This window comes from Vibrio sp. Sgm 5 (assembly GCF_026241575.1).
In the GTDB taxonomy this organism is placed as follows: domain Bacteria; phylum Pseudomonadota; class Gammaproteobacteria; order Enterobacterales; family Vibrionaceae; genus Vibrio; species Vibrio jasicida.
Window position 1 is genome coordinate 35,944 of record NZ_JAPHPY010000027.1, and the last position, 24,124, is coordinate 60,067.

Consider the following 24,124-nt stretch of genomic DNA (forward strand, 5'->3'; position numbering starts at 1 on the left):
AACGAGCACATGTCCTTTTGCGTACGCCATTTTTTTGTGACGCAAATCACTATAATTTCAGAATCATCCATCTAAGAAGAACTAAATGACTAACATCGGCACCAAATTTCTGCTTGCTCAAAGATTTGTCTTTGACCCAAATAGTAATTCGCTCGCTGACCAACAAAGTGGCAACGAAGTTGTACGATTAGGAAGCAACGAAAGCCGTATACTCCTGTTGTTGGCAGAGAGACCTAACGAAGTATTAACACGTAACGAGTTGCATGAGTTTGTTTGGCGCGAACAAGGCTTCGAGGTGGATGACTCAAGCCTAACTCAAGCAATTTCTACCCTGCGAAAAATGTTGAAGGATTCAACTAAATCGCCAGAATTCGTAAAAACAGTCCCTAAACGCGGTTACCAATTGATTTGTTCTGTTGAACGTTTAAGCCCGTTGTCTTCTGATTCTCTCCCTGAGCTTGATGATCCAGAGAATGAAAACGAAGCGCCTGTCGTAGATTTAGAGCAATTCACAGAATCTTCGACGGAAACAATTGCTGAAGCACCTGTTGAACTTGAAGCGTCATTAGAAACACCAAAAACAACGCCAGCACCAAAAACAGACCACTGGATCGCGCGCGTGCTTGTTATTGTCGCTCTGCTATTGCCAGTGTGCGTATTGTTACTAACTAATCCTGCAGAGTCTCAATTCCGTCAAGTTGGTGAGTACCATAACGTCCCCGTTATGACACCCATTAATCACCCACAATTGAACGATTGGCTGCCATCCATTGAGCAGTGCATCAAACGTTATGTGGAGCATCATGCGGAAGAGTCTTCGCCAGTCGAAGTTATCGCCACTGGCGGCCAGAACAATCAACTGATACTTAACTATATTCATGATAGCGACCATTCATACGAGAATGTGACGCTGCGAATCTTCGCTGGTCGTAATGACCCAACAGACATCTGCAACTAAAGGAGGCTGAAATGAAGATTAAAGTAGCATCTGCGGTTTTAGCCGTATCTATCCTTTTTAGTGGCTGGTTATATTGGGGCAGTGACCTAAAAGTAGAACAAGTACTGACAGCAAACGAATGGCAATCTACCATGGTCACACTGATCACTGATAACTTGCCAGACGATACTGTAGGTCCACTACGCAAAGTCAATGTAGAATCGAACGTGAAGTATTTACCAAACGGTGACTACATCCGTGTAGCAAATATTCGATTGTTTGCGCAAGACTCAACGGCGGAGTCAACCATCAACATTTCGGAAAAAGGTCGATGGGAAGTGAGCGACAATTATTTGTTGGTATCGCCTGCTGAGTTCAAAGATATTTCGGCCTCTCAGTCCAAAGACTTCTCTGAATCGCAACTTCGTCTCATTACTCAAATCTTTAAGTTAGATGCCGAGCAGAGCCGTCGCATTGATGTCGTGAACGAAAAAACGTTACTACTGACTAGCCTGAACCACGGTTCTACGGTACTGTTTAGAAACTGATTTTGATTCGATGATAAGGGGGCAAGATGCCCCTTTTATTTTGGACATGGACTGGCTAGATACCCTTACCCTCTTCTTTGGTTCCCTCATTGCAAATACGCTTGCTTCGCTTTCTGGCGGAGGCGCTGGGTTACTGCAATTTCCGTTATTGATCTTTCTTGGCTTGCCTTTCTCCGTCGCACTAGGGACACATAAAGTCGCTTCCGTTGCCCTTGGACTTGGTGCTGCGAGTACGCACCTAAAAGCAGGCACAATAAAACCTAAAGTCGCGCTTTATCTCATTCTGGTGGGCAGCATCGGAGTCGTGATTGGTGCAAACCTGATTGTCCAAATTCCTGATAACATCGCTGAGAAAATGCTCGGGGCGATGATCCTAGCTCTTGGAATTTACTCTCGCTTTAAGAAACAACTGGGCCAGACAGAGATACCAATTCATCGTGATACCTTTGGCTGGATAGTCGGCGGGTTAGGTTTGATGTTCATTGGTATAGTGAATGGCTCGTTGACTGCAGGTTCTGGCTTACTTGTTACCCTCTTCCTTGTTCGTTGGTTTGGTTACGACTACAAGCAAGCAGTAGCCTACACAATGATTTGTGTCGGCCTGTTTTGGAACGGTATTGGTGGCGTGGCAGTGGTACAAGCCGGAGCACCAATTCATTGGGCCTGGTTACCGGTTTTATTAGTGAGTTCATTTTTAGGCGGCAGCTTAGGTGCATGGGCGGCGACAAAGTACAGCAATCGAGTTATCAAAATCGCGTTTGAAATCCTCACCTTTGCAGTCGGCATCAAGCTGTTGCTTTAGTATTTAAAGAAAGGAAATAAGAAATGGATAAAGCCATCATAAACATTCACTACTGTCGTCAGTGCAATTGGATGTTGCGTTCAACTTGGCTATCACAAGAATTGCTTCACACGTTCAGTGAAGAGATTGAAACTGTCAGCTTACATCCTGATACGGGTGGCCGTTTTGAGATTTTTTGCAATGGCGTCCAGATTTGGGAACGAAAAAAAGACGGGGGTTTCCCAGAAGCCAAAATCCTAAAACAACGCGTAAGAGATATCATCGATCCAGAGCGCGATTTGGGTCATTCAGATACAAAATAGGGAGCCAATTGGCTCCCTTACTTCTTTATCCAATTCACGATTTATTCGATAACTCGATCACTAAATCGTAGTCTGAGCCAGCACTTCACCTTCTGGTGTTTGCACAGTCAGCGTATTGCCTTCCATCAAACCATAGCTACGTGACAAGCCATTTCTTGGGAAGGTCATTGATCCCGGATTAAAGATGATCGCACCTTCTTGCATCTCTGCCACTGGAACATGAGTATGACCATGAGCAATGATGTCGCCTTCACGCAATGGCGGGCGTTTTGTACTGTTGTATAAATGACCATGAGTGAGGAACATACGCTTACCCGACTCCAATAGCAGCCATGCGTATTCCGTCATCATTGGGAAGTTCAACAGCATTTGGTCAACTTCACTGTCACAATTACCACGAACAGAGATGATCTGCTCACTATATTGATTAAGTAACTCTGCGACTTGTGGCGGGTTGTAACCTTCTGGGATTGGATTTCTTGGCCCGTGGTTTAACGTATCACCCAATAAGATGAGATGGTCAGCACCAGAGGCCAAATAAAGCTGGATAGTTTCTTCGGTTGCCGGCAAAGAGCCATGCAAGTCTGAGGCAAAAAATAGTTTCACGACATCGTCTCCTCAAAATGTATGAGGGTATTCTACGGCATTCTTATAGAAGCTCAACCAAAGTACAAAACTAGTGATTACGAAGCATTTCAACCAACATTGGCACCAAGTAGAACCAAGCAAAATAACCGGCCCCCACAAGGATTACAGCCCAAAATATCATCGATAAAAACTTAGACTTGGCTAGGTGGTTTAGTGGGTCTGGCTCTCCACATCCTGGACAGGTGTGAGCTCGTTTTGATATTTGCTTCTCGCACACAGGGCAAGCAACTAGCGGCATGACATGACATCCTCAATTATTTCTTTAATTCTCAAAGAATAAGCCTCAGTTTACGGATATGCAATGGCACAAATAAGTAATTATTACTCGGTTTGCTATTTGTCGCTGTGATGAGAATGTTTCCCTTCTTACCCTCTATTGAGCCATTAACGAAAAGAGCCGCCTATACCTCTTCTCTCGCCATACCATTAATCACAATGTTGTTGTAACTCACCATGCCAATGACCTCACCATTTTCAATCACTGGTGCGCGACTAATACCAAATCGTTCAAATAAGCGTGCGCAATATTTCACATTCATGTTGGGATCGACGGACAGTGCTGGTTTAGTCATGATTTCATAAAGATTGGTTCGTTGCGGAGAACGATTTTTTGCCAGAACTTTTTTAGCGATATCGTTCATCAGAACAATGCCATATTCATCATCGCTATCACGCTTATTAATCACCAGCGCTTTAACTTCACTCCTTTTCGCTAACGTAATACCTTCATGAACCGTGATTAACCCATCTACAATGATATACGTTGCAGCCATCACGTCTCTGACTCGAATTAACTCGTGATTACTCATAATTCGTCCTCTACCACTTTGGTCAGTTTTTCTACTTGGTGCGCGACGCCAACCGCATCCTCGACATCAATTTGTACGGCAATGCCTTGGCCTGACTCTTGGTCGAACTCTCCGACCTTGCTGATTGTCTCTAGTATGTGCCTGGATAAATGCTCTTCAACAACAAACAACAACACGTCTTTTTGCACTTCTAAAGTCAATCCAAAGAAGGTGCGTTTTTGGTTTAAACCTTGCCCTCGAGCGTTGTTAATCACCGTAGCACCCGTTGCCCCTGCATCACGAGCCGCATCCAGCACTTTGTCGGTCTTGCTATCCTCTACAAAGGCCAGTATTAGTTTAAAGCGCATTCTCTTTTTCCTCCGCAGTCTCTTTGTTTAACCACTGGGTGATTTGGGCATAGCCCATGACAGAAATTATTGGGAATAAACTGGCAAAGGCGATCAAACCAAAGCCATCTATCATGGGGTTTCGTCCCGGAACCGTCGATGCCAACCCCAAGCCAAGTGCAGTCACCAAAGGCACTGTGACCGTAGACGTCGTCACGCCACCCGAATCGTAAGCCAAAGGAACGATTAGCTTTGGCGCGTAAAAGGTTTGAATCACCACCACGATATAACCTGCAATGATGTAATAGTGAATCGGATCGCCCACTACGATTCGGTAACTGCCCAACGCAATGCCAACCGCGACACCTAAAGCAACAGCAACACGTAACCCGTTCACACTGATGCTGCCACCAGACACTTGATTAGCTTTAATGGCCACCGCGATAAGAGAAGGCTCCGCTATGGTGGTACTAAAACCGATAAAGAAAGCGAAGATGTACACCCAGTAATAATCAACCCAACTCAAGGCTTGGCCGATTGAGACTTTAAACTCCAGCAAGAAAGCTGGTGCAGTCAATTGAGTCGCCATGGTTTCACCAAGTGGAAACAGCGCCATTTCCAAACCAAGCAAAAATAACGATAACCCTAAAACAACGTAACCAAAGCCAAGTATTACTTTGGGTAAGTTTGAAACTGGACGGCGCAGCACTGCCAACTGAAAACCGAAGATAATGGTCGCGATAGGAACCACATCAGTGATGGTTGAGATAAAAGTATCGATGAAATGCGCAAAGGAAATCATGCCACCACCATCCCATAAACCATCACAAACATCATCGGTAACAAGGAGGCAAAAGCGATAAGTCCAAACCCATCAATCATGGGATTGCGTCCTTTGATCGCCGATGCGAGCCCAACCCCAAGAGCAGTAACCAGAGGCACCGTGATGGTAGAAGTCGTCACACCGCCAGAATCGTAAGCCACACCGATGATAGATTCCGGTGCAAATCCCGTCAGTATCACAACACCTATGTAGCCTCCGATGATCATGTACTGAATCGGCCAACCTTTTAGAATCCGAAGTACGCCTAATACAATCGCCACGCCCACCGACAAAGCAACCGTTAAGCGCAAGCCATCTGCGTATTCCTCCATTGATTGCTCAGTATTGGCAATCATCCCTCCCTCAGCCGCCACCTCCGAAGCTTCTTCCGCTACAGCAGTCAATGCTGGTTCAGCAATGGTTGTCCCGAAGCCTAAGCAGAATGCGAAAATCAGCAGCCAAAACACGCTGCCTTTACTGGCAAAAGCTTGCGCCATGTTTTCGCCAATCGGGAATAACCCAAGCTCCAAACCAAAGATAAAGAAGGTCAAGCCGAGAATAACCAAAAGAAGGCCAAATAGAATGGAGACAAGATTAGGGAGTGGCTCTTGCAAAACAACGAGCTGAAAAAAGGTAATAACAAGAACGATAGGTAGTAGGTCGCGAGCACTGCTGAGTAAGGCTCGAAACAGAGCAAAAAATGCTTCCATATACGTCTCCTACCCTAATGTCATCTTCCTTTAAAGTCAGCATGACACAGTTTCCTGCAACTAAGTGTGAGCCGCACTCGATGATTAATAACATCTTGTTACATTTATTCAAATTGTGAGCTTCACATCGCTTCACAACAAAACGCTTCTAACTGCTTAGGAACTAATAATAAAATCGACAACGCAAGTCATTGAAATGATCATGCTAGGCGGTTAACGACTATAATGTTTGAATAGTTTTACAATCAAAGGGATAACATGAAGATATTACTGACCGGTGGTACAGGCTTTATTGGCTCTGAGTTACTTAAACTGCTTACCACGCATCAAGTCATGCTGCTTACTCGCACCCCAGAGCAGGCGAAGCGACGCCTACAGCATGCTGATGTCGGTAATATAGAATACCTCGACTCCCTTGATTCGATTGAAGATCTCAATGATGTCGATGCCGTGATTAATCTTGCCGGAGAACCCATCGCAGATAAGCGGTGGACCAAACAACAAAAAGACATCATTTGCAAAAGTCGCTGGAAAGTCACCGAACGCATTGTTGAACTGATCCATGCGAGTACTGAGCCACCGTCGGTGTTCATTAGTGGTTCTGCCGTAGGTTATTACGGTGACCAGCAAGACCACCCGTTTGATGAGTGCTTACACGTGAATAGCGATGCTTTCGCTCATTCTGTGTGTGCTCGTTGGGAGCAAATTGCCAAGCGTGCAGAATCTGAACAAACACGAGTGTGTTTAATTCGTACTGGTGTTGTCCTCGGTCAAAATGGAGGTGCGTTGGCAAAAATGCTGATGCCCTACAAACTAGGTGTAGGTGGGCCGATGGGAAGCGGTAAACAGTACATGCCTTGGATTCATATTCTGGATATGGTTCGCGCTATCATGTACCTACTTGAAACCCCACATGCTCATGGTGAGTTCAACTTGTGCGCCCCCCACCCTGTCAGCAACCGAATCTTTAGCGGTACACTGGCGAAAACCCTCAAGCGACCGCATATCCTGTTTACTCCTAAATGGGTGATGAACATGGCGATGGGAGAGTCATCGTGCTTACTGTTCGATAGCATTCGCGCTAAGCCTAAGAAACTGACCGAGCTTGGTTTCAAGTTCAGCTACTCAAGAGTTGAACCCGCACTCAAGAACTTGCTTCAAGACAGAAGTTGTTGAATCATAAGGCTCACTACCTCCCAGTGAGCCCCTTACTATGAAAAAGTCAGTTTTAATCACCGGATGCTCTACAGGCATCGGTTACGTGTGTGCCCACGCTTTACAAAAAGAGGGCTTTCACGTTATTGCCTCGTGTCGCAACGAGCAAGACGTTCAACGCTTAACCAGTGAAGGCTTAATCTGCATTCAGTTAGATCTTAATGATCCTCAAAGTATTTCTGCTGGAGTTTCAACAGCTCTGGAACTGGCCGAGGGGACACTCTATGCCGTGTTTAACAATGGCGCTTACGGACAACCTGGCGCATTAGAAGATCTACCGACAGAAGCACTTCAAGCACAATTTCAGACCAACTTTTTTGGCTGGCACCAACTCGTAAGAGAAGTGTTGCCACACATGCGCAAACAGGGTAAAGGAAGAATCATCCAAAACAGCTCTGTGCTAGGATTCGCCGCGATGAAATATCGTGGTGCCTATAACGCCTCTAAGTTCGCTCTTGAAGGCTGGACAGACACGCTACGTTTGGAATTGATGGACACCAACATCAAAGTTGCACTGATCGAACCCGGCCCAATAGAAACCCAGTTTAGACAAAATGCCTTAAAAGCTTTTGAGCAGTGGATTGATGTGGAAAACAGTGCCCACAGAGCGGCTTACGAAGGACAAAAGCAGCGTTTGGATAACGACAAGTCGAACAACAAATTTGTCCTTCCAGCTGAGTCTTGTATTGAGCCAGTGCTTCACGCACTCACCAGTGATAAACCCAAAATCCGTTACCGAATCACCACACCGACCAAAGTTTTTGCGGTATTGAAGCGCCTGTTACCAACTCGTATTCTTGATAAGATTTTGCGACAAGCAGCATAAAAAATTTTTATCACGATGTAATTTTACCGTAACAATGTGATGTCATTATGAGCATGTAGGTTAAGAAAGCCTCAATGTTCGAATCAATTTCTAAGTCAGTATCTTCATCCATCGTGCCTGAACGCGATGTGGATACTCACTTTAGATTTGGTATCGCCACCCTTTCTGTTTTGTATTTTCGCGAGACAATAATGACATTAAATCAGCTTAACTGGCTTAGTGTGGGTGTAGTGTTGACCATGTTCATCCTATTTTGATACCACACCCAGCACACCACTATAACGTCTAACAAGACTTTCTAAAGCGAGCTGGACTAGCCAAATTTAATAGCACTTTCGCTTGCTATCAGGAATACGCTGCTTCGGCAGCGTTTTTCCTTTCTATCGCTTGAATTTCCCAAATATCAACTCCATATCTACAATCAACGACAAGAAACAAAAAGCAAGGATACTCTGATGCAATCCCCATTTATCGTTGAGTTAACAGAACAAAATTTCCGTGAAACGCTTGAAGGGTCAATGAACACGCCTGTATTGATTCACTTTTGGGCGGGCGCTCAACCAGAAAGCGCACAAGTGATTCCTGATCTACAAATGCTGACTCAGCAATACAACGGCGCATTTACCCTTGCTCTATTGAACTGTGAACAGCAACCGGCCCTTGCTTCTCAATTTGGCGTGCAAGTGCTACCGACCATCGCATTGTTCATGAATGGTCAAGCTGTCGATGGTATGGGTGGCCCTCAGACTATTGATGCGATTACAGCAATGCTGCAAAAGCATCTACCAAGCCAAGATGAGATGCAGTTGAAGCAAGCAAATGAATTGCTCCAACAAGGTGAGCACGCTCAAGCATTAGCGATTCTTCAAACGCTATCGGAAGAGCTTCAAAACCGCGGCGACGTGAAACTGGCAATGGTAGATTGCTTGCTGGAAACCAAACAGTTTGAATTGGCACAAACGCTGTTAAGCGCCATTCCACTGGAATACCAAGACAACTACTACAAAGGTTTGATCGCGAAGTTAGACCTGCATCTTCAAGCAGCAGAAAGCCCAGAGCTTCAGCGTCTTGAACAAGAGCTAGCAGCAAACCCTGATAACATTGAATTGGCGTGTGAACTTGCCGTTCAGTACAACCAAGTAGGTCGCGATGAAGAAGCGTTAGAGCTACTTTGGAACATTCTTAAGACCAACCTAGGCGCACAAGATGGTGAAGTGAAGAAAGTCTTTATGGACATCTTGAGTGCACTTGGCCAAGGCAACGCTCTGGCAAGTAAGTACCGCCGTCAACTTTACTCGATTTTGTACTAAGCGAATCGATTTAAAGCAGGACAGCTCAAATAGAAAAGGCCGGAAAACTCCGGCCTTTGTTGTTTCTACCATTCCTGCAATACTCGTTGCGAGAGAGACTGGTACTAAAAATCACTGTACAGCGTAGGTACCGCAGGTGGGTATTCAATCGGCTGCCAGCGGTCATTGAAGGTGTATTTTCCGTACAGCATGAAATGGTTTGGCGTGTAAAACTCTGAACGCTGTAGATCCACCAGCGCACCGATATACCAACGTTTACTCACTCGTTTCTCAACGGCTGCTTGCAGCGAAGCACCAAAGCCGCCACCGCGCTCAGAACTATCACCAGAAGATAAATAAGGCGCATCTTCTTCTGTCCATGAGTTAGAAATGGAAGCACTCAATTGATACGACCATGTGCTGTCGTAGCGACCGTAATAGTTGACTGGCAATGACACAGAGAAATAACTTTGCGGGCTGTAGTAGCCACCATGACCAAGTGTGTATTCACCCAAGTTTTTGTCATAGTCGAGGTACATCAAGTTAGTGCCAATACTCAGGCGCTGATCATCCGTTGCGATCAGTTTGTAGTAAGCCCCACCAAGCACACCGAGGCGAGTGTTGTCTTCAACATTTTCACCCGTCAGTGCATGGTATTGCAGGCTGCTCCAAAAACCGTAAGGGCCACCTATATCCCAGCTCGAATTGAGCTTAACGCCAGTTCGAACTACACCACCCCATTTTTTGCCTTGGGGATCACTGGTTCCACTCGGTACTGTCATTCCAGCATAAGAAAGTGTGCTGCTGGTTTCAGGTCGGCGAGACGCTTCTGCTGTCCATCCGAAGTCCCCGAGATCACCATCCACACTGACCCCGCCTACCCAAGTAGTATGGTCAAAACCAATCGGTGTAGTGCCGATATCCACTTGCCAATCTTTGGCTTGCCAACCCACACCCAGCGCCATACCTGATGCATCATTTTGAACCGTTGTTGTGGTTGGGAAGTTTTTAGGGTCCTTCTCGTAGTAATCTAGCTCGCCGGAATCAATAGATACGTAATCCGCTTTCAGCAGCAGATGCCCATCGAGTGATTCAATCGGAATGCGCGCTTCGATTGGCACTTGGTTGGATGAGTTACGCCCATCACGCGCACTGTAATCCCAACCAATAAGTAAATGACCATCACTGCGGTCATGGAGCGTATCGATGTCCGACTTAACATTTCGCGTTAGCCAGTAGTCATCGGCTGTGTCATACAACTCACGCAAAGTAAGCGTCTCTAGACTTGCTTCATCTGGTTTTGCACTTTTTTCAATTCGATCACTATTCAGTGCCTGACGTCCGCGCTCTTCCGCTAACGTCCATTGCTGATTGTCCATCGCAATAGACATGCTGTTTCGATACGCCAGAGCGTCAGCGTCTTGTGTATCATCGAGCAAGCGGTTCAGGGTGTTCGCATCATTGCGGTAACCAAGTTGATTGAATACCGAAGCAACCGTCATCAACTGAGCAGCATTCAGCGTGTCGCGCTTCTTATTCAAGATCAGATGCAAGTCGTGATAGGTTGCCTCATCTCCACTCTGTGCGCTGGCTTGCAGCAACCCCACCTGAGCTTGCGTCTTGAATGGTTCAGGTTTTGATGAGATACGTTCATACAAAGCCATTGCTTGCTCTGGCTGTTGATTCGCGAGTAACAAATCCGCTTGTGCTAAAGTACGACGTGTTTTGAGTTCATCAAATTGCAGCGCTTCAGAGGCACTGACTGCTTGCTGGTCTTTACTCAACGCCAAGCCTTCGTACCATTGGTCGAAATCGTCAAACTGATTCAGGCTCACCATCATACTGCCGTAAGCGAGTTTTTCGTCGGTAGACCATTTGCTTGAGGGGCGAATACTTTGATAAATACGCTGCGCTTCATTGACCTTTTCAATCTCTACCCAAGCACTTACAAGCCTCGCTAGAGGTTGAACTTGCCCAGCATATTGAGACTCAAGCGACGTCAACATGGTAGTAACCGTCTTCGGTGAGGCCTGATAACACGAGGATAAATCTTGTAAATCGGCATTGAGCTTTAAGCGTGTGAGGTTACGCTCCATGGCTGGGGTAACCTCGCGCTTCGGCACACTCTCTAACTCAGAAATCGCCGCATCGACTTTAAAATCTTGAGCGAGATACAAGGCATACGCGAACTTCATTTCCGGATCAGTGCTGTTCGTCGCCCATTCAGACATAAGCCTGTCGGCACGACGTTTATCACCCATAGAGTGAACCACATCGGCGATGTCCAGTCTCAACCAAGGCGATGTTGGTTTTAGCTCAATCAATTCTTCCACTGCAGATTGCATACCTGCTTGGTCATCTTTCGCTATCGCAATGCGCAATCTCGCCAGAATGATCTCAGATTGAATGCCATTGATTTTCTCAGACACCACCTGTTTTTGCGCTGGAGAAAAGCGCTGTGCAAGCGAAGCCGCGCCCGCCCAGTCCTGCTGCTCAATACGAACATCGAGTCGTCCACGTAAAGCAGATCCGTTCAGCGCTTCAAGTTTTAGTGCTTGGATATAAGCTTTATCTGCCGCGGCATAGTTCTTTTGTGCTAAGTAAAGCGCCCCTAAAGAGGTAAAAGCATAAGGCTGTGTTTTATCAGACTGAATGGCTTTACGGTAAAGGCTTTCAGCTTGTTTAAACTGCCCTTTCTCAGCCAGTGCATCACCTTGATCCAAATAAGCCCAATATTGCGAGGTTTCAATCAGAGTGGCCCATTTCGAGGCACTATCCGGGTCTTTATCTAACTGCTGTGCACGTTCAAAGTACTCAAGCGCCTTTTGTTGCTGACCTTTACGCAGATAGACCTTGCCCATACCACCCAATATTTCTGGGTCGTTCGGACGCGTCGTCATCGCATACCGCAACTGCTTCTCAGCTTGCAAGGTTTTGTCTTCATCCAGCAGTTTGAGACCTTTCAATTTGGCAAGATAGGTTGGGTCCTTACGCAGATCTTGCTCGGTTGCCCAGCGCTTCTTCGCGCCTTGGTTAGCTCGTTGTATCTCAAGATCTGATGGATAGTAACTCGCTAAAATCGCGTATTGTTGAACCACTTGTTCTGAGATAGGCAGTTGATCGAGAGCACGCAACCAAGATGTCGCCGCACTGCTGCCAATGACTGGCGCTAAAGCGAGCTTTTTGTAAGTATCCAAAATCCATGGGTCAGCTGGATTCTCTTTGCGGATATGATTCGCCAATGCGAGTTGAAACTGAGGCACACCCGGGTAATCTGCATTTAAGCGCTCTAAACCTTGTTTTACTGTCTGCCAACTTCCATCAAGATTGCTTTGCAGCTGAAGAAACTCTAACTGCAATGCAGCAGAAGGCATGCCGTTTGGAAAAATGACTTTATACGCTTGGATGGCTTCTTCGTAACGGCCAGATTTAGCTAGCAACTTAGCTCGTTGGTAATCGCCTTTCTTATCTCCTTGAAGAGACATGATGGCAGCCAAGTCTTTGGCTTGTGGAGAATTTGGCGATTGTTTGGTTAAACGCTGAAACGTCTGCTTCGCCAACTCAGGTTGCTTACGCTTTAAGTACATATTGGCTTGGTAATACAAGCCAATCGGGTTGCCTTCCTCAATCGCAAACAAACGCTCTAACGTACTTTCAACAATGTCGTCGCGTCCTATTGCATCCGCCAGTTTCAGCTGTTCAACCAGCCACTCCACCGAGTTTACCCGAGCAAGAGACGTCGAGAACTGAACCGTTTCGATCGGTTGATAAACCGCGGCTAACTGCGCTTTGCTAAGCGGCTTTGAGCTAAAACTTTGTGCATAAACAGGAGCAATCCCGCTCGCCATCATGGCCAGCGAGATCAACCACGAAGCACGTCTTGCTATTGGCATTGCTCGCTCCATGCCGGCAACAGTTCACCTTGTTTGCCAAAGCGGTAGCGCGCCTGATGCCAGCCTAGGCCAAACAAGCTCAAAACATTGTCATAGTAGTGGTCGTTTCTGTCCGAGATAAGCTCTTGCTGCGCTCGGCTTGCTTGTGCTTTGAGCAGCTCAGACTCACCAGACGCCGCCAACAAAGGCAATACAGCAGCAGAAAATCCCGCACTGCCAACTTGAGTGTATTCACCCGTTTCTGTATTCACTTCTCGTGGTGGTGCTCCGAGCGCTTTAGTCGCTGCGACAAAAGGCTGCATTTGCTGAATCAGCTGATCTTTTTCTGCGACTTGGTCATCAAGCATACCCGCCCATAAGTAGGTACGAATGGCGTTGTAGCTGCCAATTGGCCCAGTCACCGAATCCGCACTGTACTGGCCTTGGCTGAGCGTCGCCCAATCAGGGCTGAAACCTTTTGGCATGGTTTGCGTTAGCATTTGCGCGCTTGCTTTATACATACCATCCCATGAATATTGCGGATACAGGGCTTCCATTCGCGCAATCAGCTGTAACGGCACATAACTCGGGTTCACACGGTAGCGATCACCAAACTCAAATCCTGTTGGTGCAGGCAGTAACACGGTGCCCACACCGTCAATGGTTACAGTCTCTTCTCGTAGAATACGACTAGCAAGCAGATGACCAACCGATTGGTAATAATAGTTATCCCACAGTCGACCCGCTTCCACTAAAGCGTAAGCAATCCAAAGATCGGAATCCGATGCTGCATTGGTATCTAACACACCAAAACTGCCGTTCGCTTTTCTGCCCCATAACCAAGCTGGCAATCTTGCCGTAAGGTCACCACCAGCTAAATGCACTTGAGTCCAGTTTAATACTTCGGCAAACGCTTTTTGATCATTGGCAACCAAAGCAAAAAACAGCGCATAGGACTGGCCTTCCGATGTGGTGATCATGCGCTCATCGCTACCATCCACGACCCGACCTTGTTCGATATAAACCGACTTAAATGTGTCCCATTGTGGCCAGTCACAGGTGTTTGCCCACAGCTGAGGAGAAGCCAGTAGCATGATAAGTGCAATCAGCTTTTTCATTCCTCTTCCTCCTCAGTTTTCTCTAGACGTTTTGCAGCAACCTGACGCAGAACACGCCAAAGCACAATAGTCACGATCACCATCAATAACGCAGCGAAGCATGCCACGATGATTGGATGATTTGAGAAGTGGAACCAAACTAATTGCCACACTGGCAGCTCACCCACAAAGTAGTGAGAACCAACGTTATAGCTCGCGACTTCATCGTTTCTAAGCGTCACTACAGAGCCAAACATATGCTCCACTTTGCCCGAATCCGAAAGTGCTTCATCAACCGTAGCAAAATCAGCAGGATGAGCAGCCATAATAGACACTAAACTGCGATTATTTGTGTAAGGTGATTCCATACCATAAATCGCAGCAAAGGAGCCGCTTGCTTCCACTGAAACATAATCAGCTGGCACTTGGTTAGCATCGCTTGGGTTCATCCAGTTCATACCAAGTTGCTGTTCATTCTTGCTCGGTAGACGAATTTGGCGCTCGCCTGCTTCAACCACCAGATTCACTTGGTCTGGGTCGTTCGCCGCTTCTTCTAATGAACGCACCACTCCAATACTCAAGATATCTTTGTCTTTTAGCGCTTGTGCATCCCACTTATCGGTCAATAATACTTGGATACCTGGGTAGCCAGAATCACCGCCCAAAGAGCCCATCACATTCAAGAAGGTTTGCAGTGCTTCTTTTGGTGCGTTTTTTGGCACCACAACAGCAGTTTCAGACAGATCCGCCATGCGTGTGTACGGGAAGCCAGATGTTGCGAACGCACGCATGTTTGGCATTTCGATGTAATGCGGGAAGCCGCTAAAGTCGAGCGTAGAGTCGCCATCAACCACGGCATATTGCTTGCTTGGTTGAGTCACCTGACACAAACCATCAGTGACAGAGGCAAAGCCAAATTCAAAATCAATCTGGTTTTTGCTGCCCACTTTGAATGCAGGAATACGGACACGGTCGTCGCTGCTCAGAATGCTGTCATCCAACAATGGCACACGAACGCGGTTAGAGTCGCCACCTTGACCCGCAGTGGTCAAGTTAAAGGCTTCGATGAACTGGTCGTTAATGCTCAACGTCAGACGGGAGCCAGAATGGTCTTCCGTCGGCGGTGAGTAACGGTAGTTCAGATCCATTGGAATACCACGGCTCTGCCAAGTAAACAGATCTGGTGGCAAACGTAGGCTCACGCTGATAGGCGGTGGTGTGCGACCTTCCACTTGCAGCATGCTCTTTTGCTCAACCAATTCAGACAACGCAACCGGTCGATCTGTGCTCACCCAGTTTGGCGCATCGTAAGGCAAGCGAGGTTTGATTTGCTTCACCTCGTTGATCTTAGCAATGGGGCCGGTAAGAATCTGGTTACCCAATGCCAAGCCACGTACTGCGGTGTTTAGGTCAGCACTATCACGACCAATCACCAGCAATAACTTCACGTATGGGTCGGTTGGGTGGGTAATCACCTGTACACGCGGGCCATCCGTATCTGGGAAGTCTTTTAGGAATTCAGGTTTGTTGTCGTTGGTGATAAACACCACGGCGTTGCGCTCTGGCAAAGTGTCGAAACTCAGAGGAAACTGCGCACCGCGCCAAGCAGCTAAAGAGCCAAAGTAGGAACTCAAAACACCAGCTGCTTTCACTTCGTCTAAGTCATATTTATCGCCCATTACGACAGGCAGATTGAGTTGGCTAAAGTCACGAACATCAAAGAAAGGCGCTGGCAGTAAGCTCAAATCGCTTTCTAGCTGCGTTTTTTGCACAAACATTTCAATACGGCTGCTTTGGCTGATCTCGGCCCAAATACTGGAATCATTCGGGTTGGCACAGTCTTTTTGAGTGTTGCCAATCAGCTCAAAACGAATTTGGTTGTAGTTACTGAAGTAACGCGTATCCAGTGGCATAGAAAGACTGAGCTTTTTACCCTGCTGACCATCAACGATAGACGCCACGCCCATCAACTCGTTGTTCAAGTACACTTTGACGTGTGAAACCAAGGCAAGTAATGCTGGCGAAGGCGTAATATCAAAGTACAACGTGGCTTTTGAAACCACCTCATCAAGGCGAGAGCCAAAGCCAACATAAGCGTTCGCTTCACTGCCTTGAATCGCAATTGAGCCGCTGTAGCCCAATTGACTAAATGGAACGACTCGCTTAAAGACGGTGGCATTTTCCGCGTCTTGTTGCTGAGCTTGGGGTTCCGACAATTGCTGTTTTACTTCTTGTGCCGCGAGACTGCCCGACATACACATCAGAGTGATTGCCGTCGTCAACGCTGTTAGTTTTTTATTATTTAGCATGACTTGTGGTCCTGATTGGGACATAGCGAGGTCGAAGTGACCAAATAAATTCGATACAAAATAAAAGTGCATCCACACTGACCACGACAAATTTAGGGCAGTGTTGTAGCAAGCGCTTGTATCCATTAAAGCCGACTTGTAGAACGGCTTGCATACTCGATAGTGGCTTATCTGCTTGATAGCCTTGTTGCCATTTCGCCCATGTATCTGCTCGCGCAAATGTACATTGGACGTATTGGATTTGTTGTTGATGCGACAATTCATTGAGTTGCATACCGAACATGCCTTTATGAGCATAGGCAACCGTCATCGGGAACACGAATTCTTGCCCGCCACGATTCAGAATCACTTCGAGTGACTGACCGAGTAAGTACTGGCAAGTTTGTTCGTCAACGCCATCAATTTCGATGCGGACGCCCCCCAATGAAAAGTCTTTCATCTGAGCTTGAATCAAATGCCCAGAGTGCAATCTCACCGCAACAGGAATTGCCACCTCTACGCGGTGATCTTTTCGTACCTGTTTCGCTTCTACCGCAACCGCGACCGCTGCACCTAAGATCAGCAAGTTGTACATCGTCCATACTAAGTTCACGATGACAGTGCCGACCTCATCTTGGGGCCCCCACCCCATTCGATACAGGCCCACGGCAAAACCAAGAATATTCAGTGCCACAAGCACCAAATACGGTCGAGAGATCACCCAGTCGTAATGCGATTTTTCAACCAAGCCCCCTTTCGCCGTTACATTGAATGTCCCTTTATGAGGCGCAAACAAAGCGACGGTCGTTGGTCTTGCGATGTACCAAGCAAGCACGGTTTCATACACTTCCCCCCAGAAGGAGTAACGATAGTCACCCTGCATGCGTGAGTTGGTCATACTGGCGTGGATCATGTGCGGCAAAACGTACAGGATAATCGCCAATGCTGGTGCGTAAATGACGTAAGAGTGCAGCAACAAAAACGCCAGAGGTGCAATCAAAAACACAATACGCGGTATACCGGATAAGAAATGCAGCATGGCATTGACGTAACAAAGCCGCTGCGACAACTTCAGCCCTTTACCGGTGAGCGGGTTGTCGACCCTGAAGATCTGCGCCATGCCCCTCGCCCAGCGAATACGTTGTCCTACGTGTGCCGATAAGGTTTCTGTCGCTAAACCCGCTGATATCGGCTGCTTAAGGTAAGCAGAGCGATAGCCCAATCGGTGCATGCGCAGTGACGTATGTGCGTCTTCCGTTACGGTTTCAACTGCAATACCACCCACTTCTTCAAGCGGTTCACGGCGCAAGATGGCGCACGAGCCACAGAAAAACGTCGCGTCCCATAAATCGTTACCATCTTGAATCAACCCATAAAACAAGTTGCCTTCGTTAGGCACATTACGGAAGTTCGACAAGTTACGTTCAAACGGATCCGGAGAGAAAAAGTGGTGCGGAGTTTGAATCAGCGCCAGCTTCGGATCCTTGTGGAACATACCCATAGTGAGCTGGAAGAATGCTCGAGTTGGAATGTGGTCACAGTCGAAGATCGCCACAAACTCACCATCCGTCTGCTTTAACGCATAGTTGATGTTACCGGCTTTGGCGTGCTCGTTAGTTGGCCTGCGAATGTAGTTAACCCCCACACTCTTTGCGAAGTCACGGAAGCTGTCTCGTTTACCATCATCGAGAATGTGAATTTTCAGCTTTTCTTTTGGCCAGTCTACCCCCATCGCTGCGTATACCGTCGCTTTAACCACATCGAGATCTTCGTTGTAAGTTGGAATCATCAAGTCGATGGTTGGCCAAATAGACTGATCTTGTGGCATTGAAACTGGCTTGCGGTTAAGCGGCCAAATATTCTGGAAGTAGCCCAGCATCAACACGATCCAAGAATAGGTTTCTGCTAAAAGCAAAATACCCCCTAAGATCAGTGCAATAGGATCGTCCCAGTTCAACGTTGATGAATAACGCCACCACAGGTAACGACATGACGCGGTGACAGACAGAATGATAAGCAACATGGTCGGAAAGCGCCCCGGCATGCGTCGCACCATCATCGCGAGTGCCCAGAGTAACAACACAAATACCGTTTGGGCTTGGTAACCAAATGGCACGGTAAAACAAAGTAGGGCGATTAAGACGACAAAGAACAATAACGTATAATTCAGAGCCATTGCTGACTTACTGGTTTTAATACGTTCGCGTACTTTAGGGTCTTTAACTTGATTGGCCGTCAGCTCTAACCAGCGAACACTTTTCGCCACCAGCTCAAATGGCAAGTAGAAAGCATTGCGGATTTTCTCAGCAAGGTACATCACTACGCCACTGGCTTGATGAGACCAAGCAGACGCAACACTTTGCTTAAAACACAATAACCAAACACTCTGGACAACAAACCGAATCGGGTCGAACAAGCGAGGGGCGGCATAGTTAACTTGTGGAAAATAGACCAGCGGCAGTTTCCAAGAGGGAACACCAGAAATCACAGGTTTTAAAAAGATAAAGCTCAATGAAAACCAAAAAGAAAGCACAATATTTCCCAGCCAATTGGTTTTGCATTCCCAAGCTTGCTCATACGCCTGCTTGTGCGACTGAAATTGATCGACTATCCAGCTTTGGAAGATAAGGTTGAGGCTACGCATGCACTAGCCCTGAGAAGTTGCAGCAGAAATAGTAGAAACACACCAAAAGGCCAACGACTGATAGTCTTTCGCCGCTTGACTGGTCGGAGAGTAGTGTTGAACAGTCGTTAAGTTAGCCACACACTCAGTCAGCGCTGTATCACGATGCATGAGAACAGGCACTAACAAGTCTTGCAGCTCCTTTTTAAATACCAACATAAAATCTCGACCAATCTCGGTCTCGGGTTGGTATTGATTGAGGATGTAGCGCAGCTTGCCAGACTCAAGTATATGGCCGATTTCCGGAGTGTTTCGAACTGCCGTTTGCAGAGCCGCGTAGTTCATCGCGTCAGCGTTGATGACCACAAAAACCATGTCCATCGACTCAACAAACGCGTTCATTTCTGGAGTCATGAGATAAGACATATCACCATGAAACAGCTGCCATTTTTCTGCATCTGTCACTTGCAAAGTTGAACGACCAAGCGCTTCAAGATATTGATAAGATTGAGCGAACCGATGCTTTTGTTCTGCGTTCAATTCGCCAAATGGCAGTAACAAAGCGCCTTGAGGGCTCTGATAACCGGCTTCTACCCAAGTATCATTAGATAAGACACGCCCAGCCCAACCATCTTGCTCTTCATAAGGAAGCCCAAAATGAAGACGCAAAAGGTTCTCAGATGACACGTCTATAGCAAGAACCTGCTTATTAATTTTGGCTAAAGCTTGAGTCAAGTTTGCGGTTACTGTGGTTGAGCCACACCCGCCTCTCAGGCTAACAAAAAGAAGACGCTTCATATCGCTTCCGTTTCAAGACCTGCTTGTTTGTTTTTAATTCCAGTTCCAGTGCCTTTGGTAGGCTTCGATTGGAAAACCAACCACTTACTTTTCACATATAAATACGACTCTTCTTCAGTCGTTTCAACATATTGATGCTGAGTTAAGTTATATGAAGAGTAGATCGAATTAATGTCTTTTGCTGGCTCTGTCACGACATCTTTCCACGTTATCCGCGCACTTGATAAAAAAGTAGAGACTCCCCTGTCCTACTTCAATTTTGTATCAAATACGATGCTGAAAATTTGACGCACCTAACCCGTGCATCGCATATTTATAAAATGAGAAAAAATGTGAACAACCTAAATCATTGATCACATGATTATTAAATTGATAAATGATGTTTGGCTTCAGAAACTAAGATTATGAAGATTAGTTGTAATTATCTGTTTGCGACATATAAGCCACAATTATAGACAATATTTAATTACATTGGTTTGCGAATGTATAATTTTAGACTTATAAACATCAAGGCAGAGAATGCTATATCTAATTTTATTTTTGATCAATTTCGTTTAGTATCTTAGCGTCATTTTCTTGTCATTATGTCAGATTTTTCTGTAACGATTACCATACAGGGGAATTTGAAAATTAATGAAAAATGAATATAACCAACTGATTAAAGAGCCATTTTAATGTCATTAATAAACGGTCTACCCGCAATTACCAGTGAACAAAGAAATAAATCCGTATACGTCAATTTATTTTCTCACAAACACATGACAATTGAATTTTTAATTAGTGCATCCGACCAAAATCACAACACTTTACTTACAAGTTTCACGAACAAAGAAACCTTTATCTCCGGTCTAAATCGCGAAGCATCAAAAAAATTCAAAGACTTATCTGATAGTTATCTTGATAAGATCTACTTTATCAGTAATAAAAATCAAAAAAAGAAGTTAGACCCTATTGTTCTTGCTAAAGACATTCACAGAATGAATATCACCAAAAACTCTAACTATATTTTGTTTATTCCCGATTCGATTTTATCTCATTGCAGCGACAAAGATGTAGGCATATTCCTATCAACAATAAGCAAATTAGCCCATAAAAAGTCGCTCATTATCAATGTATGTATTTATGGGCATTTAGCGACATCGGTACTCAAACCCAAATTGTTGACGAACAATCAATATCTTGCTGGCTTAGCAACAATGAGTGCATTAGATGAATCGCGCTACAGCTACTTCGTAGACTTTTGGTCAAACGGACACGGAGTGAAATCAGAAGAAGAATACATCCTATCGTTTGATGATAGAGGTAGCTTGCTCGCGACACCTTACGAGAAAGTACAAGCACACGACGTCATGGAAGATAAAGCCGATAGCGAACGACTTTACATTACGAAAGAAGCCTTAGGTGACAGCACAAAAGTGCCAAGAGGAATGCAGCTAGCAGAAAATAACCAGCAGCTATTAGAGATGTTAGACAGCCCAAGAGCATCAACCATTGTTTTCAACTGCTCAAGCCAGAGCGAAGTGCAACAGTTGGCATTGGATTGCTATCAACTTCGCACGAAAGGGGGTCGCCAACTAAAGCTTGTTATTCGGGAAACGGAGCAATGTTTACGATACGCAGATGAAAAGTTTTTGCTTCGTGCTGGCGTAAACCTGATTTCACCAGTTCAAGTGCCGCAGATGCGCTTCATGACTCAGGTAGAAGCAATACAAGGACAAATGTTAACACGTGAGTTGCCTCAAAGCTTAGAGGCCTTACTAAAGTACGACGTTAAATTTGGCAGTAAAGGCTACCTACATAACGGAGACTTTAGCCAATACTGTACTGATGTGATGGCCAGTTCGAGTCGGTCCAATGTGAACTTTGCACTCATTAAGCTGAATTTGCTGCCTGGGATGAGTCCGGAAGAGTGCCTTCGTTTGTGCCACATCCGAAGAGATGGCGATGTGGTCACAGCATGTAATAAGGCACTTTACGTCCTGTTCAGTGCAATACGTCATAACGATATTGATGTTGCACTGAACAATATATTCGAGTTTCCGCCTCGAGATTTGTTTCACTCTACGCGTACCTTCGAGACACATTATGACATTGAGGGTGAACTCAGACATATTCTAGAAGATGAGGCCAGTATTTCCGACGAGGTATCAACCTTGACCACTGAAAAACAAATCTTCGCGGTAAACGAAAAACCGATGACCGAAGTGCCTGCTTTGTTCGCAGTAAAGAAAGCCATCAGCATTAAGGAGCAATGATGAACATTGATGATTTTATGCTTACCGTGGGTATAAGCCTAAGTGTGGGTTTGTTCCTAGGTTATTTTCTGCGTGATGCGGTAAGAGCAATAAAACAGCTCTACAATCGATACTTAAAACGCGCTCGGTATTTTGAACAAGATCTTTCTGTAAACAAAAACAAGAAGCATAAGTGATGACTTCACATTCTAAACAAACAACTCAATTCATGATTGGATTGGATTGGTGGAACATTTATTTTATTGCCAAAGTTGCCCTTTTCCTTCAAGGGATAATCGATTTCCATCCGTTAGAAAACTTTGCGCTCTTACTCTTTATTCTGTTACCTGTGCCAATCAAAGCATTGAATGTACTGCGACACGTTATCGCAGTGATCATCGCTGCATGGCTCCTACATTATGACTCTTTCTTACCTCCGTTAGAGCGATTATGGGATCAGGCGGGTCAGTTGATGCAGTTTGAGTTTAGCTATCTTGTCGAACTCATGGGACGCTTCATTTCTGTTCAAGCATTGCTTGGGTTGTTTGTCCTGTGCGCAGCGTATTACATTCTTAGCAAGTTTTTACGCGTTTCTGTATTTGTCGTTATCGCGATGATTTATGTCAGCATTCCAAAAACGCCAGAGAGTTCAGTAACCGTTGAAACAGCGCAACCTGCTCCACCAGCAACCACGGAAGTAGCGGAAACAACACAACCTCAAGTCACAGAAATCAACGATGAGTCGCTCAATAGTATGACGGCAGATTTCTTTGCGAAAGAAGCGTCACGACGTGTCTCGTTCAGCCCTGATAGTGCACAAGATGCTCCGTTTGATTTGCTGTTCTTGAGCATCTGTTCCGTCGCTTGGGATGACATCGAGATTGCTGGTTTGGCCGATCACCCGTTGTTCAAAGAATTTGATGTCATGTTTGATAACTTCAGCGCGGCAACATCCTACAGCGGACCAGCCGTTGTAAGGCTGCTGAGAGCAAGTTGTGGCCAGCAAGAACACAGTAAATTGTTCGAGCCTGCTCCAAAGCAATGTTACTTGTTCGATAACCTGAAAGATCTCGGCTTCAAAGAAAATCTGTTGATGAACCACAACGGTGTGTTCGATAGCTTCTTAGAACTGATCAAAAAAGATGGCGATCTAAAAACGAACCTGATGTCTCAAGAAGGGTTCAAGCCTTACCAAAAGTCGTTCGATGGCTCCTCTATCTTCCGTGATAAACAGGTGCTTGATGACTGGTGGCAGCAACGAATCAAAAGCGATGATGAGAAAGTGGTTGCGTTGTATAACACTATTTCATTGCATGATGGTAACCGCATCATCAATGCAAACTCGACAACGTCTATGGTGAGTTACAAGAAACGCCTAAAGAATCTTCTTGATGATCTTTACTCGTTCTTCCAAGAGCTAAAAGCCTCCAAACGTAATATTGTTGTTGCATTAGTGCCAGAACATGGCGCCGGTATGCGAGGTGATAGAATGCAGATCTCTGGTATGCGTGAAATTCCAGCACCAACCATCGTTCACACACCGGTTGGGATTAAAGTCTTCGGTGAAGGAATTCAACGCCAAGGCAATACGAAGCACGTTAAAGCGCCTTCAAGCTACTTAGCCCTATCACAATTGGTATCGAATATTCTTGAGCAAAACATTTATGACAAGGAATCATTCAACCCGAGCGAATTGGCTGGCAACTTACCAGAAACCCGTGTGGTCGCTCAAAACTCTGGCTCAACCGTAATTGAGGTAAATGGTAAGTACTACGTCTCATTAGATGGTACCAGTTGGATTGAATACCCAACTAAATAGCATTCACATGTTAACGGCATGAATTTTTAGCAATAATAAAGGCTGGTGTATTCCGGCCTTTATTCTGCCTGTTATCTATCCAAGCTCTCATTTCTACGATTGTTTAATACGCATAAATAAGTAAGAATGGATTAAACATTATGCACTTAAGGGAATAG

Annotated in this window: 23 protein-coding genes; 11 read left to right on the plus strand and 12 right to left on the minus strand. The window is 45.7% G+C overall.

Annotated features, from left to right (window positions below):
- The first annotated feature begins 85 nt into the window (after window positions 1-85).
- From OQJ86_RS15530 to OQJ86_RS15545, 4 genes are read left to right on the plus strand one after another with little or no spacing between them, the layout of a single operon-like run.
- Window positions 86-958 (plus strand): winged helix-turn-helix domain-containing protein, encoded by an 873-nt coding sequence (locus OQJ86_RS15530; protein WP_265988310.1) that lies wholly within the window; start codon window positions 86-88, stop codon window positions 956-958.
- A gap of 11 nt (window positions 959-969) precedes the next feature.
- On the plus strand, window positions 970-1,485 hold the full coding sequence (toxS, locus tag OQJ86_RS15535) for a transmembrane regulator ToxS (protein WP_265988311.1): 516 nt from the start codon (window positions 970-972) through the stop codon (window positions 1,483-1,485).
- 46 nt (window positions 1,486-1,531) lie between these two features.
- Window positions 1,532-2,287, plus strand: a complete 756-nt coding sequence (locus OQJ86_RS15540) for a sulfite exporter TauE/SafE family protein (RefSeq protein ID WP_265988312.1) — start codon at window positions 1,532-1,534, stop codon at window positions 2,285-2,287.
- Window positions 2,288-2,310: 23 nt separating this feature from the next.
- Window positions 2,311-2,589 (plus strand): SelT/SelW/SelH family protein, encoded by a 279-nt coding sequence (locus OQJ86_RS15545; protein WP_009707228.1) that lies wholly within the window; start codon window positions 2,311-2,313, stop codon window positions 2,587-2,589.
- A 60-nt stretch (window positions 2,590-2,649) separates the two neighbouring features.
- Here OQJ86_RS15545 and yfcE read toward each other — a convergent pair whose 3' ends face one another.
- From yfcE to OQJ86_RS15575, 6 genes are all read right to left on the minus strand, one after another.
- A complete protein-coding gene (yfcE, locus tag OQJ86_RS15550; protein WP_038877557.1) occupies window positions 2,650-3,195 on the minus strand; it encodes a phosphodiesterase in 546 nt (181 codons plus the stop codon).
- Window positions 3,196-3,265: 70 nt separating this feature from the next.
- A complete protein-coding gene (locus OQJ86_RS15555; RefSeq protein WP_080774343.1) occupies window positions 3,266-3,475 on the minus strand; it encodes a hypothetical protein in 210 nt (69 codons plus the stop codon).
- A 163-nt stretch (window positions 3,476-3,638) separates the two neighbouring features.
- Window positions 3,639-4,046, minus strand: a complete 408-nt coding sequence (locus OQJ86_RS15560; protein ID WP_038865724.1) for a CBS domain-containing protein — start codon at window positions 4,044-4,046, stop codon at window positions 3,639-3,641.
- The gene (locus tag OQJ86_RS15565) at window positions 4,043-4,393 is read right to left on the minus strand and encodes a P-II family nitrogen regulator (RefSeq protein WP_265988313.1); all 351 of its coding nucleotides are present in this window, start codon (window positions 4,391-4,393) and stop codon (window positions 4,043-4,045) included. The genes OQJ86_RS15560 and OQJ86_RS15565 overlap by 4 nt, the downstream gene beginning before the upstream one ends.
- Window positions 4,383-5,174 carry a DUF1538 domain-containing protein gene (locus OQJ86_RS15570; protein WP_265988314.1) on the minus strand — a complete coding sequence of 264 codons (792 nt, stop codon included), beginning with the start codon at window positions 5,172-5,174 and terminating at the stop codon, window positions 4,383-4,385. The genes OQJ86_RS15565 and OQJ86_RS15570 overlap by 11 nt, the downstream gene beginning before the upstream one ends.
- A complete protein-coding gene (locus tag OQJ86_RS15575) occupies window positions 5,171-5,905 on the minus strand; it encodes a DUF1538 domain-containing protein (protein WP_038865727.1) in 735 nt (244 codons plus the stop codon). Before OQJ86_RS15575 ends, OQJ86_RS15570 begins: the two co-directional genes overlap by 4 nt.
- 258 nt (window positions 5,906-6,163) lie before the next feature.
- On the opposite strand from OQJ86_RS15575, the gene OQJ86_RS15580 reads away from it, so the two are divergent.
- From OQJ86_RS15580 to OQJ86_RS15595, 4 genes are all read left to right on the plus strand, one after another.
- Window positions 6,164-7,081: a TIGR01777 family oxidoreductase gene (locus OQJ86_RS15580; RefSeq protein WP_265988315.1), complete on the plus strand. Its 918-nt coding sequence runs from the start codon at window positions 6,164-6,166 to the stop codon at window positions 7,079-7,081.
- A 37-nt stretch (window positions 7,082-7,118) separates the two neighbouring features.
- Window positions 7,119-7,946 (plus strand): SDR family oxidoreductase, encoded by an 828-nt coding sequence (locus OQJ86_RS15585; protein ID WP_265988316.1) that lies wholly within the window; start codon window positions 7,119-7,121, stop codon window positions 7,944-7,946.
- A gap of 74 nt (window positions 7,947-8,020) precedes the next feature.
- Window positions 8,021-8,203, plus strand: coding sequence for a hypothetical protein (locus OQJ86_RS15590; RefSeq protein ID WP_198594002.1), 183 nt, complete (start codon window positions 8,021-8,023; stop codon window positions 8,201-8,203).
- A gap of 198 nt (window positions 8,204-8,401) precedes the next feature.
- Complete coding sequence (locus tag OQJ86_RS15595; protein ID WP_265988317.1) at window positions 8,402-9,256, plus strand: thioredoxin family protein; 855 nt, start codon at window positions 8,402-8,404, stop codon at window positions 9,254-9,256.
- Between the two features lie 104 nt (window positions 9,257-9,360).
- Here OQJ86_RS15595 and OQJ86_RS15600 read toward each other — a convergent pair whose 3' ends face one another.
- Genes OQJ86_RS15600 through OQJ86_RS15625 form a run of 6 tightly spaced genes read right to left on the minus strand, consistent with a single transcriptional unit; the run spans window position 9,361 to window position 20,107 of the window.
- Complete coding sequence (locus tag OQJ86_RS15600; protein ID WP_265988318.1) at window positions 9,361-13,128, minus strand: cellulose synthase subunit BcsC-related outer membrane protein; 3,768 nt, start codon at window positions 13,126-13,128, stop codon at window positions 9,361-9,363.
- Window positions 13,119-14,225 carry a cellulose synthase complex periplasmic endoglucanase BcsZ gene (gene bcsZ, locus OQJ86_RS15605; protein WP_265988319.1) on the minus strand — a complete coding sequence of 369 codons (1,107 nt, stop codon included), beginning with the start codon at window positions 14,223-14,225 and terminating at the stop codon, window positions 13,119-13,121. Before bcsZ ends, OQJ86_RS15600 begins: the two co-directional genes overlap by 10 nt.
- Window positions 14,222-16,513, minus strand: a complete 2,292-nt coding sequence (bcsB, locus tag OQJ86_RS15610) for a cellulose biosynthesis cyclic di-GMP-binding regulatory protein BcsB (RefSeq protein WP_265988320.1) — start codon at window positions 16,511-16,513, stop codon at window positions 14,222-14,224. The genes bcsZ and bcsB overlap by 4 nt, the downstream gene beginning before the upstream one ends.
- Complete coding sequence (gene bcsA, locus OQJ86_RS15615) at window positions 16,503-19,136, minus strand: UDP-forming cellulose synthase catalytic subunit (RefSeq protein WP_265988321.1); 2,634 nt, start codon at window positions 19,134-19,136, stop codon at window positions 16,503-16,505. The genes bcsB and bcsA overlap by 11 nt, the downstream gene beginning before the upstream one ends.
- Window positions 19,137-19,139: 3 nt before the next feature.
- A complete protein-coding gene (gene bcsQ / locus OQJ86_RS15620) occupies window positions 19,140-19,913 on the minus strand; it encodes a cellulose biosynthesis protein BcsQ (protein ID WP_045463828.1) in 774 nt (257 codons plus the stop codon).
- The gene (locus tag OQJ86_RS15625) at window positions 19,910-20,107 is read right to left on the minus strand and encodes a hypothetical protein (RefSeq protein ID WP_045398992.1); all 198 of its coding nucleotides are present in this window, start codon (window positions 20,105-20,107) and stop codon (window positions 19,910-19,912) included. The genes bcsQ and OQJ86_RS15625 overlap by 4 nt, the downstream gene beginning before the upstream one ends.
- Before the next feature lie 480 nt (window positions 20,108-20,587).
- Here OQJ86_RS15625 and bcsE point away from each other — a divergent pair, with 480 nt between their 5' ends.
- From bcsE to bcsG, 3 genes are read left to right on the plus strand one after another with little or no spacing between them, the layout of a single operon-like run.
- Window positions 20,588-22,168 (plus strand): cellulose biosynthesis protein BcsE, encoded by a 1,581-nt coding sequence (bcsE, locus tag OQJ86_RS15630; RefSeq protein WP_265988322.1) that lies wholly within the window; start codon window positions 20,588-20,590, stop codon window positions 22,166-22,168.
- Complete coding sequence (locus tag OQJ86_RS15635) at window positions 22,168-22,344, plus strand: cellulose biosynthesis protein BcsF (RefSeq protein WP_197065068.1); 177 nt, start codon at window positions 22,168-22,170, stop codon at window positions 22,342-22,344. Before bcsE ends, OQJ86_RS15635 begins: the two co-directional genes overlap by 1 nt.
- The gene (bcsG, locus tag OQJ86_RS15640; RefSeq protein ID WP_265988323.1) at window positions 22,344-23,966 is read left to right on the plus strand and encodes a cellulose biosynthesis protein BcsG; all 1,623 of its coding nucleotides are present in this window, start codon (window positions 22,344-22,346) and stop codon (window positions 23,964-23,966) included. Before OQJ86_RS15635 ends, bcsG begins: the two co-directional genes overlap by 1 nt.
- Window positions 23,967-24,124: the final 158 nt, after the last annotated feature.